Consider the following 13,496-nt stretch of genomic DNA (forward strand, 5'->3'; position numbering starts at 1 on the left):
CTTCGCAAACATAGAGGGTGAATCCATTTTTCATATCTCCACAGTCACGATATTTGCTCTTTAGAAAAGCGGAGGCGCCCGTTTATTGGCGTATGACCTGTCCCACGCAACGTGGGTAGTTCGTTGTTGCTCATGCTTTGTGGCGGTTTAATCGAACATTCCTTCCGACATGAGATAAAGGAAACACGCCCCTTCATAAGGGTGTGCCGACGTCTGAGCGCAGGCCCGCTGTTAGTCGTCCTTCCTTCTAACAGCCGATGTTGACTTCTCGCAAGGAAGACTCTGAAGGGCACTAGCCAATGGGCGCCGCAGCTAGACAAAAAAATAGACAACTTATCTATTAATCATAGCGAATGGCACTAATTTTACGGTGTCTTGCCTCGCGGAGCAGGAATAAATATTTCGCCTGTGCAAATTTCTCTTTATTAACCGCGGTTGTTGTTGGCTCAATACTTTTTTCAACAATTCGTTCTATACCTTTCCAATCTCTTTCCAGGATAAAAATGGTATCGAGTAATTCTTCATCAACGTGCTTCTTTTTATACTTTTTCCCCATACTTTCACCCAGCTTCTACAATTCTCTTCGTCCCTCTAATGCTTTAGATAACGTTACTTCATCTGCATATTCCAAGTCGCCACCAACCGGTAAGCCATGAGCAATCCGTGTTGTACGAATGCCTGACGGTCTAACCAATCGAGAAATATACATCGCAGTTGCTTCCCCTTCAATGTTTGGATTAGTAGCTAGAATTAATTCTTCTACATCTTCATTCTTGAGCCGATTAATCAAATCAGGTACATTAATATCCTCTGGACCAATACCATCCATCGGTGAGATAGCACCATGGAGTACATGGTATTTCCCCCTGAATTCTCTCATCTTTTCCATTGCGATTACATCTTTAGGGTCCTGTACCACACAAATAATGGATTCATCCCGCGTGTGATCCTGGCATATCGAACATGGGTCCTGGTCTGTTATATGGCCACAAACAGAACAATGTGTCAGTTCACGCTTTGCGTTTACTAATGAATTAGCAAAATTAAGCACATCATCGTCTTTCATATTAATAACAAAAAAAGCCAGCCGGACTGCAGTTTTTGGTCCAATCCCTGGCAATTTTGTAAAGCTGTCAATCAGTTTTGAAATCGGTTCTGGATAATACATCAAGGTGCCTCCTAGAACATTCCTCCAGGCATATTCATTCCTTTTGTGAATTGTCCCATAGTTTCATTCGTTTTATCTTCAATTTGCTTTAATACATCGTTTGTTGCAGCTAGAATTAAATCCTGAAGCATTTCTAAATCATCTGGGTCAACGACTTCTTCCTTTATCTGTACATCTGTAATTTCTTTTTTACCGTTAGCAGATACGGTAACCATACCACCACCAGCCGTTGCTTCAAACGTCAATTCCTGTAATTCGTCCTGTGCTGCCATCATTTTCTTTTGCATTTTCTGCATTTGTTTCATCATGTTTCCCATATTACCTTTCATTGTAACTCCTCCTAATAATTAAGTTTAATATAAAACTTCTGGTCAGTATCCTCTGCGATACGAACAAAAATCCAAACCTAGTCATGTATTTCTAACAGTTCGTCACCAACTAGTTTTCGCGCTTCTTCTATAAGCGGATCTGCAGCAGTTTCTTCTTGTTGATTAGTTGTTGCTTCCTGTTTGTTAATATATTCATTTCGTAATTCTTGCCAATTATTCTCTGGAATAGGAATAATCGTTAATTCTTTTCCAATTGATTTTGCTAATACAGATTCAACAGTCTCCCGATTGTCTAAAAACAAGGAGCAATGTATTTCATATTTAAATGCAACAACGAGTGCTTGATCAGACGCTGCAGCAGGTTTACTATCTTGAATGGTCGCATGTGCAGGAGCATTTGTGGTTTTTAAAGAATTTAAAAATGAACCCCATTGAGACTGGACCTGTTTTAATGAGGTCTTCTCAGCTACTTGCATAACATGACGAATTTTTTCATAAGGCGTTTTGTATCCATTTTTAGATGGTCTAGATTGTGTTCGCCTTGTCTCTTTAGATGGAGGATTAGTATTGGTTGCTGGTGCCTGATTTTTCCACTTTTGCAATTCCTTTTCAAGCAGATCCACTTTCCCCGCTAGTTTTTGGAGTCCTTCATCGTTAACAACTGTATTTACAGATTCCGTGTTGTCGACTTGCTTTATATCTTTTGTTGAAAGACTTAAAATAGCAATTTCGATAAAAACTTTCGGACTGTTGCTCCATTTTATTTCTTGTTGGCATTGATTCAATTCCATAATAGCATCTTGAATCCAATTAACAGTCACAAGTTTTGCTAGTTCTTTAAATCGTTCATCAATTATCGCTCGTTCTAGAATCCCTTCCAGTGATGGGGCACTCTGGTAAAGCATGAGATCTCGAAGGAAATAAATTAGGTCAAATACAAATCTTCCCGGGTCTTTCCCGTTTTGTATGATGTCATCTAACAACTTTAGTGCCTCTTGGATATCTTGTTCGTACATTTTTTGTACAATATTTGTGAGAACCTGTTGAGAAACGCCACCTGTTACAGCAAGAACGTCAGGCAATGTAACACTTTCGCCACTATATGATATCGCTTGATCCAGAATGCTTAATGCGTCACGCATTCCGCCCTCAGCTGCTAAAGCAACTGTTTCAAGCGCATCAGGTGATACAGATATTTTTTCCTGATCCATGATAATACGCATTCTTTCCACAATCGCTTGACTCGTAATTGGTTTAAAATCAAACCGCTGGCAACGTGAAATAATGGTTAATGGAATCTTATGTGGTTCGGTTGTCGCTAAAATGAATACCACATGCTTTGGTGGTTCTTCTAAGGTCTTTAAAAGCGCGTTAAAGGCGTTAACAGATATCATATGTACTTCATCAATGATATACACCTTGTAGGGAACGACACTTGATGCATATTTTACCTTGTCGCGAATTTCACGAATATCTTCTACACTTGTGTGTGATGCTGCATCCATTTCAATGATATCGGAAATCGAGCCATCTTGAATTCCACGACATGCGGCACACTCATTACAAGGCTCACGAACAGGTGCATTTTCACAGTTAATCGTTTTAGCAAAAATTTTGGCAGCACTCGTTTTTCCAGTTCCACGAGGACCTGAAAATAAATACGCATGCGAAAACTTTTCCTGCTCTATCGCGTTTTGCAATGTACGTGTTATATGCGATTGTCCCACAACATCCGTAAAATTCTTCGGACGCCATACGCGATATAATGCTTGATAGCTCATAATGGCTGTTCCCCTTTATTATTTCTATCTAATTATACCCGAATTTTGGGGTGAATGTGAACCATTGCGATAAGTTTATTCTAACTTAATTTCAGAATGCCTTCGATTTTTTTATACTCCATATCAATAAAGGCTTTCTTAAAGTGTAAAAAAACCTTTGCCAGAAACTCTGACAAAGGCTTCGCTGTTTATGTAATACCGTGCACCTACCATCGATATAACGACCCTATGCGTTACGTAAGTTCATGGCTCGGCCTAGGCTTCCCTGCGGCACACAGAAATGATCACTTACTGCTGCTTCCTTCCGGACCTGACAGACTTCATGAGTTTCCATTGCGCAGGACCTGAGCGTCAACACCAATTCCTTACGGCAGACCATAATGTCATCACACCTCAGGTAGGAATTCAGTCCCGCTATAGCGGATTGCGAGTACAGGGCACCGCTACCTCCCCACCTAGCACGGCAAATTCCATTATAACGATTTTGAGTTAAAATTGCAATAGGAACCCGGACAAGGTTTGAAGTTAAATTAAAAATATGAACATTTTAAAATGTCAACGGAATCTCCACATATCAACCAGCAGACTCCTTTTTTTAACCTTTATTCTTTCTTTTCATTCGTAATTCGCGGAAAAAATTAGTAAGTAATTGGCTACATTCTTCTTCCATCACTCCACTCTTAAGTGCCACTTGGTGATTGAAGCGAGAATCATTTAACAAATTCATCAACGACCCCGCACAGCCTGCTTTTGGATCGAATGCTCCAAATACAACACGTTTAATTCTAGATTGTACGATAGCACCAGCACACATTGGACATGGCTCCAATGTGACATACAACGTACAGTCTTCTAAACGCCAGCTACCAAGCTTTGTATTTGCCTCCTGAACTGCAATTAGTTCTGCATGCGACAATGTGGATTGTACCGTTTCACGAACATTATACCCGGTCGCGATCACTTCGCCTTGAAAGACAATTACCGCACCGATCGGAACTTCATTTCGATCTTTTGCCTGCAATGCTTGCTTTATTGCTTCCTGCATAAATACTTCATCCATGACCAAAGACACCGCCTATAAAAGTTTTAAAAATGATAATTAGGATAAGAATAGTTAATAAGAACAAATTTTATAGATGAAAAGGAGCATATCATGAAACAATCCTTGCAAAATACCGCTGTTATCTTTATTGATATTATAAATGATTTTAACTTTGAACGTGGAGAAAGACTACTCAAGCATACGAAAGAAATACTACCACACTTAAAAAAGCTGAAACGATATGCCAAGGATAACAAAGTTCCTGTTATTTATGTTAATGATCACTATAGTTTATGGCAAGCAGATTACCATAAGCTAATCAACCATTGTAAAAATGAAAATAGTCAGGAAATAATTGAAGAAATGCAACCAAATCATGATGATTACTTTTTAATAAAACCAAAGCACTCTGCGTTTTTTCAAACTCCGTTAGAGTCACTGTTAATTGAGCTTGGTAAAACGAATCTAATTTTAGCTGGCATCGCTGGCGACATTTGTATTTTATTTACAGCGAAGGATGCTTATATGTATGAGTACTCACTACAAGTACCTGAGAACTGCACAGCTTCCAATGAAAAAAAAGGCAACGAATACTCTTTATATTTAATGCGATCGGTCATGGATGCAAAAACAGAACCTATTTAATAAGATAAACATAAGCACGTACACATAGATGGGACCGTTACTGGATTAACTATTTGGTAGATATATTCATATATCTTAAACCCTTTTCATACCATGTTAATAGACATCGGTTAGAGGAGGGTTTATTTATGCAAATTCATGTAGTAAAACAGGGGGACACAATTTTTAATATAGCAAATACATACAATACGCCAATGGAAACCATTGTTAATGCTAACGAATTAGATGCACCAGGGGCGCTTGTAGTCGGGCAAGCAATCGTGATACCTATTATTGGACAATTTTACTTTGTCCAAAGTGGGGAAAGTTTATTTTCCATCGCTCAGAAGTTTGGCATACCTTATCAAGAATTAGCGCGAATCAATAACATTCCAGCTGGGAACACGCTGCCTGTGGGATTCCGACTATATATTCCACCTCAAGCCGAACCAAACATTGTTTCAAATGCATATATAGAACCATATGGAGATACAGTATCCGATACCCTGGAAACAGCCGCCAGAAAACAATCACCATTCCTAACTTATTTAGCACCATTTAGTTATACCATTAATCGAGATGGTAGTCTAAATGCTCCCCCACTGAATAATTTCAAAACGATTGCCGATAGCAACGATACAACACTAATGCTTGCCGTAACAAATCTGGAAAACGGTGAATTCAGTGCAGAGCTTGGCCATATCATTTTAACGGTTCAAGCCGTACAGAACAATCTATTAGATAACATTGTTAATACAGCAACAACGGTTGGATTTACAGACGTACATTTTGATCTTGAGTTTTTGCCACCTGAAGATCGAGAAGCCTATAACAGCTTTTTGCGAAAGGCGAAAGAACGCTTGTCACAAGCTGGTTTACTCATGTCCACAGCTCTTGCACCAAAAACAAGTGCAACACAAGAGGGTGCCTGGTATGAAGCACATGATTACGCAGCACATGGTGAAATTGCAGATTTTGTTGTACTCATGACCTATGAATGGGGCTATAGTGGAGGCCCACCCCTTCCCGTTTCACCAATAAATAATGTTCGTGAAGTTGTCGATTTTGCATTATCTGTAATGCCTCCTGAGAAAATTTTACTTGGCCAAAATTTATACGGCTATGATTGGACGCTTCCATATATGGAAGGTGGCGAAATTGCTGACGCTCTTAGTCCCCAACAAGCAATTACCTTAGCACGAACAGAAAATGTAGCGATTGAATACGACCAAGAAGCACAAGCCCCTTTCTTCACCTATTTTGATGCACAAGGTAGTAGACATGAAGTCTGGTTTGAGGACGCTAGATCCATTCAGGCAAAGTTTAATATGATAAAAGAGTTGAATTTACTTGGAATTAGTTACTGGAAGCTAGGATTAGCTTTCCCACAAAATTGGTTGCTTTTACAAGCGAACTTCAACATCGAAAAGAGGTAGTAATTGTCAAATCTGACACGATCAAAAAAGCCACGTGAACATGTGTGTAAATGTTCACGTGGCTTCATTTTTATTTCAATAAGTTGAGCGATTCACGATTAAATGCTGGGATATCATCAGGCTGTCTGCTTGTTACTAATTGATTGTCACAAACTACGACCTCTTCGTCTTTCACCTTAGCACCAGCATAATCCATATCTACCTGAATGGATTTAAAACCAGTAGCCGCTCTACCTTCTAATGTTTTTGCTGTAATTAACAGCTGTGGTCCGTGACAAATCGCAAATACAGGCTTTTTCACGTCCATGAAATGCTTCGCAAATACTACAAATCGTTCATCTGCACGCAATTGATCTGGTGAAAATCCACCTGGAATGAATAATGCATCATAGTTATCCGGATTAACGTCGTCAATGTTTTCATCAATCGTAACTGATGCCTCTCCATTCTTACCAGTAACTTTTTTTCCTTTTTCTTTTTCAATTGCTACTACCTCATGTCCAGCCTCTTTAAATGCTTTTGCTGGATCTGTATATTCCACATCTTCAAACATATCTGTTATAACACATGCTATTTTACTCATAGTTTATCCGCTCCTTTTAAAGTTACTACATAAATGAGTTTTCCCACCTGCCTATAAATAAAACATTATAATAATGGGGTTTGGTCAGAACGATTGTTTTGAGTATTGATATATTCAAAAGGGGCGCCAAGTTGGCACCCCTTTTTGAATATCTGATCTATTCCTCTAATGTTGATGTATCACCTGTTGGTAATCCTAACTCCCATGATTTCAATAATCGGCGCATAATCTTGCCACTGCGTGTTTTCGGAATGGTGTCCTTTACTTCTAGTTCACGCGGAGCTGCGTGTGCACTTAAGCCTGTTTTGATAAACTGGCGAATTTCTTCAAGCAAATCATCTGACTCCGTGTAACCATCATTCAAAGTAATAAACGCCTTAATAATTTCGCCACGCTCCGGATCTGGTTTACCGATGACGCCAGCTTCTGCTACTGCTGGATGTTCGATTAATTTACTTTCCACCTCAAATGGTCCTACACGCTCCCCAGATGTATTAATTACGTCATCTAAGCGACCCTGGAACCAGAAGTACCCATCTTCATCCATGTAAGCACTATCACCTGACACATACCATCCGTTAACAAAGTAACTTTCAAATTTGCTTTGGTTATTCCAGATTTTGCGCATCATGGCAGGCCAACCTTTTTTAATGGCAAGGTTACCCATTTGATTCGGTGGGAGCTCATTGCCCTCATTATCTACAATGGCTGCTTCTACTCCTGGAATTGGTTTGCCCATTGAGCCTGGACGCAATTCCATAGAAGGGATATTCACAATTAGCATTGCACCTGTTTCGGTCATCCACCATGTGTCATGAATACGCATATCAAATGCCTTTAATCCCCACGTAATAACCTCAGGATTTAACGGCTCACCAACACTCATGATGTGACGAAGTGATGAAAAGTCATGCTTTTTCACTTTGTCCTCACCAGCACTCACTAATTTACGCAGTGCTGTTGGTGCTGTATACCATACCGTCACATTATTTTGATCAATCGTTCCATACCAATCATCTGGACTAAATCGTCCTCCACGGACCACATTTGTTACACCAATCAACCATGGGGCAAAAATACCGTAGCTTGTTCCAGTAACCCAGCCCGGATCCGCTGTACACCAATAAACATCATCTTCATTTAGATCTGCAACCCACTTACCTGTGGCATAATGCTGCATCATTGCATTGTGGACATGGTATACACCTTTTGGCTTACCAGTTGAGCCTGACGTATAATGAAGCAACATACCATCTTCTAAATCAACCCATTCGATATCAAAGTCAGTTGATGCTTCCTCCATCTCATCGGCATAATGAATATATTTATTGGAAGTTTCATCTGAATCACCAATTAGAACAATTTTCTCTAGATTAGGTAAATCTTCTTGTGGTACACGTCCGAGTAATTCTGGAGTTGTAATAAGCATCTTCGCTTCACTATCCTGCAAACGGTCACGAACAGCTTGCTCCATAAATGCTTCAAATAATGGCCCAGCAATGGCACCTGTTTTTAAAATACCAAAAAACGTTGCATAGAATTCAGGAGTTCTCGGTAGGAATAAAAAGACACGGTCGCCTTTATTCACATCGTATTTCTTCAATACATTTGCAAACTGATTACTTTTCTTTCGGATTTCATCAAAAGTCACTTTTTCTTCTCGCTCTGGTGATGAATATAGTAATGCCACTTTATCTTTTTTATCTGGATCATCTGCATGACGATCAATCGCCTCGTATGCAATATTCACTTTACCAGTTTCATTCCAGCTAAAATTCTTTTTTACTTCATCCCACGAGAATCCCGCGCGTGCTTTGTCATAGTTTTGTAGATTATGATTACCTTCTTGTGCAGGTATTCGCTGCATATCCATCCAATCACCTCATCATCATTTTTTGGAACCGATTACAAACATGCAATTAAAAATTGTTAAACTATTTAGGTAACTGTATCCTATTTTAGAACATCACGTCCAGATTTTAAAGTAATTTACTTGGAAAAATAACGACAAATACTGAAAAACCCTTACACTGGTATCATTCACCGTGTAAAGGTTTTCGTAAAAGTGCCCCCGGCAGGATTCGAACCTGCGACACATAGTTTAGGAAACTAATGCTCTATCCCCTGAGCTACGGGGGCAAAAAATAAAGGTGGAAACACTCGGTTATTGGCATATGACCTGTAAGGCTTTATATGAAATAAAGGAAACACGAAAAGCATAGCGATTCGATGTTGAGCTTATCGCAAGAAGAAGCCTGAAGGGAACTAGCCAATGGGTGCTGTAGCTAGACAGATAAACGTCAAAAGTTCATTAACTTTTTAACAACCATTACCTATTATACAAAACTCTTTCCCAAATGAAAAGACTCACCTATCTATATGGATTAGAAATCTGGGTTATGCTAAAATATAATACATCTGTTGATTATATAGACATTGAATGGAGGAATACATATGGCAGAGGTTCCGTTCATTGCCATCGAAGGGCCAATTGGCATCGGAAAAACATCTTTAGCAAAAAAACTATCCGTCCATTTTGATTTTCATTTGTTAAAAGAAATTGTTGAAGAAAACCCATTTCTCGGGAAATTTTATGATGATATTGACGAGTGGAGTTTTCAAACGGAAATGTTTTTTTTATGCAATCGATTTAAACAATTAGAAGACATAGAAAAAAAGTATTTAGATGAACATAAAGCGGTTGTCGCCGATTATCATATATCGAAAAACATGATTTTTGCTAAACGTACACTACAACTAGATAAATTTGAAAAATATGAGCAAATCTATCATATTTTGACCAAAGATATGCCAGCACCGAACATGATGATTTATTTACACGCAAGCCTTGATAACGTTTTATCACGGATTAAACAACGCGGTCGTGATATTGAGCAAAACATAAAACCTTCCTACCTTGCACAATTAGCAAGCGATTATGAGGATTATATGAATCAATTCGAGATACTGCATCCCGATATTCCTGTCATCCGAATTAACGGGGATGAAAAGGACTTCGTGAAGCAACAGGAAGATTTGAATACAATTATCAAACAAGTAGAAAGTTATTTAAACAATCAAAAAGCAATAGTGAAACGATGAAGATGAAGGGGATAATAAAATGAATTTACGTGAAAAATACCACATTCCACACGATAGTATTATTACTATTGCCGGAACGGTTGGTGTTGGGAAATCCACCATGACAAACGCACTGGCAAACGCACTACAATTTAAAACATCCCTTGAGAAGGTTGATGCTAATCCATATTTAGAAAACTTCTATGCAGACTTCGAGCGTTGGAGCTTCCATCTTCAGGTTTATTTCCTAGCAGAACGATTCAAAGAACAAAAGAAAATCTTTGAATATGGCGGAGGATTCATCCAAGACCGTTCTATTTATGAGGATACTGGCATTTTTGCAAAAATGCATTATGAAAATGGAACAATGTCAAAAATAGATTACGAAACGTACACCAATCTTTTCGAGGCAATGGTGATGACCCCCTATTTTCCACATCCAGATCTGTTGATTTATTTAGAAGGGACTCTTGATGAAGTATTAGATCGCATCAAAGTTCGCGGTCGTGAAATGGAGAAAAACACGCCATTAAGCTATTGGGAAGAAATGTATACCAGATATGAAAATTGGATTAATAACTTTAACTCCTGTCCTATCTTACGGATAAAAATTTCAGATTATGATTTAATGAAAAAAGAGGACTCCGTCGAACCAATTCTAGAAAAGGTTGGCCATTTTATTCAGCAATCTAGAAGATGGAAATCAAAAGAGCTAGTTAGAAAGTGAAAAAGAGGTAATTCATCAGCTATTAGATGAATTACCTCTTTTATTAGTTGGTGTTTTTGCCCAGCTCAATAGAGCGTTCGCGAGCACTTTTTACACATTCCATAATTGCCTCCTGGAAGTTCAAATCATCCAACGTATTAAGCCCTGCTTGTGTAGTACCATTTGGGCTTGTAATTTTTTTACGTAAAACATCTGCAGGTTCACCGGAACGTTTTAACATTTCTCCAGCACCAATTATTGTTTGCGTTATTAATTCATTTGCTACATCTTTGTCAAGTCCAGATTTAACCGCGACTTCTTCCATCGCCTCTGCTAAATAATAGATATATGCTGGGCCGCTTCCAGAAAGTCCTGTTACCGTATGCATATCTTTTTCATCAATAATAGTAGTAGTTCCGATTGTGTTAAATAGGGACACGATCCCATCTAGCTGTTTATCTGTTACAGTGGTATCCTTCGCAATAGCAGTTGCAGAATATCCAATCGATGCTGAGGTATTTGGCATCGCACGAACCACCGGAACACACCCGCCAACAATGGAGGAGATGTAATCAATCGAAACACCCGCTAATACGGAAACAATTACCTGATCTGGTTTAATATGTGCTTGTATCGTTTCAACAGCAGTCAATAAATCATGCGGTTTCATGGATAAAACAATAACATCCGCATCAGTAATCGCTAATTTTCGGTCAGTCGTACATTGCAGTTGATAACGATCTTTTAATCGCTCTAATCGCTTTTTGTTATCCTTATTGGTAACAAAAATTTGGCCAGGATGTATGTACTTCTCATTGATAATTCCGGAGATAATAGACTCTGCCATTGATCCTGCACCAACAAATGAAATTTTCTTCAGCATGTATTTGCCTCCTAATTAAAACTAAAAAACCTCAACATGCCCTATAAAAAAGGAGGAGGTAAGATTTATATCCGCGGGAAGGTTCACATTATATGATTTAGAATACTATACTTCTCTAGTCTAACCCTTGTCAAGTTTTTATAATACAAATAAAACCGTTACTATGAGCAACGGTTTTATATATCTTCAAAGTTATGAACTTGTTTAAATAAATGGAGGAGGTAGAGGGATTCGAACCCCCGCGCGGTTTGACCCGCCTGTCGGTTTTCAAGACCGATCCCTTCAGCCGAACTTGGGTATACCTCCGTAATCGACAAATAATAATATAACATGGTTAAGATAGCTTGTCAATTCGATGGAGGAACTTTTTTAATTAGATATGCTTTATGGCTTGATTACAACATCGATTCTTGATAAAATTTCATTCTATTTTCAGTTATAACATGGATAAAATAAAAGCGAAGTTGAAACTATATTACCTAGGTCCTGTTAATGGAACCTAGGCTTGAGGTTTTATCGTTACTTAATAACTTCTTTCCCGCCCATATACGGACGCAACACGTCTGGTACTACAACAGTACCATCCTCCTGCTGATAATTCTCTAAAATAGCTGCAACCGTACGGCCAATTGCAAGTCCAGAGCCATTCAATGTATGAACAAATTCTGGTTTTCCTTTTTCTTCACGTCTGAAGCGGATACCTGCACGTCTTGCCTGGAAATCCTCAAAGTTAGAGCAAGAAGAGATTTCACGATAGGTGTCTTGACTAGGAATCCACACCTCAATATCGTATTTCTTAGCAGCAGTAAACCCTAAGTCCGCCGTACACATGCTCATGACACGATATGGTAATTTCAATAGTTGGAGAACTGTTTCAGCGTTACCCGTTAACTCTTCTAACACCTCGTAAGAATTCTCTGGTTTCACAAAATGTACAAGCTCTACTTTGTTAAATTGATGTTGACGAATTAACCCACGTGTATCTCTACCGGCAGATCCCGCTTCAGAACGAAAAGATGCACTGAATGCTACATATCTTTTTGGCAAATCATCATTTCGGAAAATATCATCGCGGTGATAATTTGTTACAGGAACTTCAGCTGTTGGTACTAAGAAATAATCCCAACCCTCAACTTTAAACGCATCCTCCTCAAATTTGGGAAGCTGCCCAGTTCCTGTCATGCTTGTTCGGTTTACCATATATGGTGGAAGCATTTCCACGTAACCATGCTCGTCAGCATGTAAATCCATCATAAAGTTTAACAATGCCCGTTCTAAGCGAGCTCCGAGTCCTTTATAAAAAACAAATCTACTTCCTGTAACCTTGCCAGCACGCTCGAAATCTAAAATATCTAGGTTCGTTGCAATATCCCAATGTGGTTGTGCTTCAAATGAAAAATTCGAAACTTCTCCTATTTCACGCGCTAACACATTATCATCTTCACTTTCCCCAACTGGTACGCTTTCATGTGGAAGGTTTGGGATAGAAAGCATCATGGTTTCTAATTTTTCTTCAATATCATTTAATTCTGTATCGAGAACCTTGATCTGATCGCCAACCTCGCGCATTTCTTTAATAGCTGATTCAGCATCTCTTTTCTCTTTTTTCAAAACAGAGATTTGTTTAGATGCCTCGTTTCTTTTTGCTTTTAACGTTTCCGTTTCAGCAATTAATTCACGGCGTCTTGTATCAAGATCCTCAAATTTATCTAACTCAGATAAATCTTCTCCACGATTCGCAAGTTTTGCTTTTACTTCTTCAAAATTATTACGTACATACTTCATGTCTAACATGACCTTTTTCCTCCTTTTTAGTGCGGACAGCTATATCGACCGATTTATAAAGATATTTGCCATTATCAC

Annotated in this window: 13 protein-coding genes, 2 tRNA genes and 1 other RNA gene; 4 read left to right on the forward strand and 12 right to left on the reverse strand. The window is 38.8% G+C overall.

From position 1 onward, the window contains the following. Nucleotides 1–340: 340 nt before the first annotated feature. The 6 genes from AC3G7N_RS08155 to tadA all read right to left on the reverse strand — a co-directional run bounded on the left by AC3G7N_RS08155 (nucleotide 341) and on the right by tadA (nucleotide 4,338). The gene (locus tag AC3G7N_RS08155; protein WP_489421658.1) at nucleotides 341–556 is read right to left on the reverse strand and encodes a YaaL family protein; all 216 of its coding nucleotides are present in this window, start codon (nucleotides 554–556) and stop codon (nucleotides 341–343) included. 15 nt (nucleotides 557–571) lie between these two features. After that, complete coding sequence (gene recR, locus AC3G7N_RS08160) at nucleotides 572–1,168, reverse strand: recombination mediator RecR (RefSeq protein WP_489421659.1); 597 nt, start codon at nucleotides 1,166–1,168, stop codon at nucleotides 572–574. Between the two features lie 11 nt (nucleotides 1,169–1,179). Next, the gene (locus AC3G7N_RS08165; protein WP_489421660.1) at nucleotides 1,180–1,497 is read right to left on the reverse strand and encodes a YbaB/EbfC family nucleoid-associated protein; all 318 of its coding nucleotides are present in this window, start codon (nucleotides 1,495–1,497) and stop codon (nucleotides 1,180–1,182) included. Between the two features lie 77 nt (nucleotides 1,498–1,574). Then, entirely contained in the window at nucleotides 1,575–3,278 is a 1,704-nt protein-coding gene (gene dnaX, locus AC3G7N_RS08170) for a DNA polymerase III subunit gamma/tau (RefSeq protein WP_489421661.1), read from the reverse strand. Nucleotides 3,279–3,476: 198 nt separating this feature from the next. After that, nucleotides 3,477–3,742, reverse strand: an RNA gene (gene ffs, locus AC3G7N_RS08175) — signal recognition particle sRNA large type. Between the two features lie 131 nt (nucleotides 3,743–3,873). After that, nucleotides 3,874–4,338 (reverse strand): tRNA adenosine(34) deaminase TadA, encoded by a 465-nt coding sequence (gene tadA / locus AC3G7N_RS08180; RefSeq protein WP_489421662.1) that lies wholly within the window; start codon nucleotides 4,336–4,338, stop codon nucleotides 3,874–3,876. A 93-nt stretch (nucleotides 4,339–4,431) separates the two neighbouring features. On the opposite strand from tadA, the gene AC3G7N_RS08185 reads away from it, so the two are divergent. Together AC3G7N_RS08185 and AC3G7N_RS08190 are read left to right on the forward strand one after the other, a co-directional pair. Further along, entirely contained in the window at nucleotides 4,432–4,965 is a 534-nt protein-coding gene (locus tag AC3G7N_RS08185; RefSeq protein WP_489421663.1) for a cysteine hydrolase family protein, read from the forward strand. 128 nt (nucleotides 4,966–5,093) lie between these two features. Beyond that, nucleotides 5,094–6,380, forward strand: a complete 1,287-nt coding sequence (locus AC3G7N_RS08190) for a LysM peptidoglycan-binding domain-containing protein (protein WP_489421664.1) — start codon at nucleotides 5,094–5,096, stop codon at nucleotides 6,378–6,380. Nucleotides 6,381–6,450: 70 nt separating this feature from the next. On the opposite strand, the gene AC3G7N_RS08195 is transcribed toward AC3G7N_RS08190, so the two are convergent. The 3 genes from AC3G7N_RS08195 to AC3G7N_RS08205 all read right to left on the reverse strand — a co-directional run bounded on the left by AC3G7N_RS08195 (nucleotide 6,451) and on the right by AC3G7N_RS08205 (nucleotide 9,102). Then, nucleotides 6,451–6,963, reverse strand: coding sequence for a type 1 glutamine amidotransferase domain-containing protein (locus AC3G7N_RS08195; RefSeq protein ID WP_489421665.1), 513 nt, complete (start codon nucleotides 6,961–6,963; stop codon nucleotides 6,451–6,453). 157 nt (nucleotides 6,964–7,120) lie between these two features. Beyond that, nucleotides 7,121–8,836 carry an acetate--CoA ligase gene (gene acsA / locus AC3G7N_RS08200; RefSeq protein WP_489421666.1) on the reverse strand — a complete coding sequence of 572 codons (1,716 nt, stop codon included), beginning with the start codon at nucleotides 8,834–8,836 and terminating at the stop codon, nucleotides 7,121–7,123. 193 nt (nucleotides 8,837–9,029) lie between these two features. Next, nucleotides 9,030–9,102: transfer RNA gene (locus tag AC3G7N_RS08205), tRNA-Arg, on the reverse strand. Between the two features lie 315 nt (nucleotides 9,103–9,417). Between AC3G7N_RS08205 and AC3G7N_RS08210 the strand changes: the two genes are divergently transcribed. Together AC3G7N_RS08210 and AC3G7N_RS08215 are read left to right on the forward strand one after the other, a co-directional pair. Then, the gene (locus tag AC3G7N_RS08210; protein WP_489421667.1) at nucleotides 9,418–10,065 is read left to right on the forward strand and encodes a deoxynucleoside kinase; all 648 of its coding nucleotides are present in this window, start codon (nucleotides 9,418–9,420) and stop codon (nucleotides 10,063–10,065) included. 19 nt (nucleotides 10,066–10,084) lie between these two features. Next, on the forward strand, nucleotides 10,085–10,771 hold the full coding sequence (locus AC3G7N_RS08215) for a deoxynucleoside kinase (RefSeq protein WP_489421668.1): 687 nt from the start codon (nucleotides 10,085–10,087) through the stop codon (nucleotides 10,769–10,771). A 43-nt stretch (nucleotides 10,772–10,814) separates the two neighbouring features. On the opposite strand, the gene proC is transcribed toward AC3G7N_RS08215, so the two are convergent. The 3 genes from proC to serS all read right to left on the reverse strand — a co-directional run bounded on the left by proC (nucleotide 10,815) and on the right by serS (nucleotide 13,427). Beyond that, nucleotides 10,815–11,633 carry a pyrroline-5-carboxylate reductase gene (proC, locus tag AC3G7N_RS08220; RefSeq protein ID WP_489421669.1) on the reverse strand — a complete coding sequence of 273 codons (819 nt, stop codon included), beginning with the start codon at nucleotides 11,631–11,633 and terminating at the stop codon, nucleotides 10,815–10,817. Nucleotides 11,634–11,846: 213 nt separating this feature from the next. Then, nucleotides 11,847–11,939: transfer RNA gene (locus AC3G7N_RS08225), tRNA-Ser, on the reverse strand. A 213-nt stretch (nucleotides 11,940–12,152) separates the two neighbouring features. After that, nucleotides 12,153–13,427, reverse strand: a complete 1,275-nt coding sequence (serS, locus tag AC3G7N_RS08230) for a serine--tRNA ligase (protein WP_489421670.1) — start codon at nucleotides 13,425–13,427, stop codon at nucleotides 12,153–12,155. Nucleotides 13,428–13,496: the final 69 nt, after the last annotated feature.

The sequence above is a fragment of the Virgibacillus carmonensis genome (assembly GCF_057836705.1).

What these genes read in the sequence shown, in the direction of transcription:
- AC3G7N_RS08155 (WP_489421658.1), bottom strand. Translation starts at nt 556, where the DNA reads ATGGGGAAAAAGTATAAAAAGAAGCACGTTGATGAAGAATTACTCGAT.
- recR (WP_489421659.1), bottom strand. Translation starts at nt 1,168, where the DNA reads ATGTATTATCCAGAACCGATTTCAAAACTGATTGACAGCTTTACAAAA.
- AC3G7N_RS08165 (WP_489421660.1), bottom strand. Translation starts at nt 1,497, where the DNA reads ATGAAAGGTAATATGGGAAACATGATGAAACAAATGCAGAAAATGCAA.
- dnaX (WP_489421661.1), bottom strand. Translation starts at nt 3,278, where the DNA reads ATGAGCTATCAAGCATTATATCGCGTATGGCGTCCGAAGAATTTTACG.
- tadA (WP_489421662.1), bottom strand. Translation starts at nt 4,338, where the DNA reads ATGGATGAAGTATTTATGCAGGAAGCAATAAAGCAAGCATTGCAGGCA.
- AC3G7N_RS08185 (WP_489421663.1), top strand. Translation starts at nt 4,432, where the DNA reads ATGAAACAATCCTTGCAAAATACCGCTGTTATCTTTATTGATATTATA.
- AC3G7N_RS08190 (WP_489421664.1), top strand. Translation starts at nt 5,094, where the DNA reads ATGCAAATTCATGTAGTAAAACAGGGGGACACAATTTTTAATATAGCA.
- AC3G7N_RS08195 (WP_489421665.1), bottom strand. Translation starts at nt 6,963, where the DNA reads ATGAGTAAAATAGCATGTGTTATAACAGATATGTTTGAAGATGTGGAA.
- acsA (WP_489421666.1), bottom strand. Translation starts at nt 8,836, where the DNA reads ATGGATATGCAGCGAATACCTGCACAAGAAGGTAATCATAATCTACAA.
- AC3G7N_RS08210 (WP_489421667.1), top strand. Translation starts at nt 9,418, where the DNA reads ATGGCAGAGGTTCCGTTCATTGCCATCGAAGGGCCAATTGGCATCGGA.
- AC3G7N_RS08215 (WP_489421668.1), top strand. Translation starts at nt 10,085, where the DNA reads ATGAATTTACGTGAAAAATACCACATTCCACACGATAGTATTATTACT.
- proC (WP_489421669.1), bottom strand. Translation starts at nt 11,633, where the DNA reads ATGCTGAAGAAAATTTCATTTGTTGGTGCAGGATCAATGGCAGAGTCT.
- serS (WP_489421670.1), bottom strand. Translation starts at nt 13,427, where the DNA reads ATGTTAGACATGAAGTATGTACGTAATAATTTTGAAGAAGTAAAAGCA.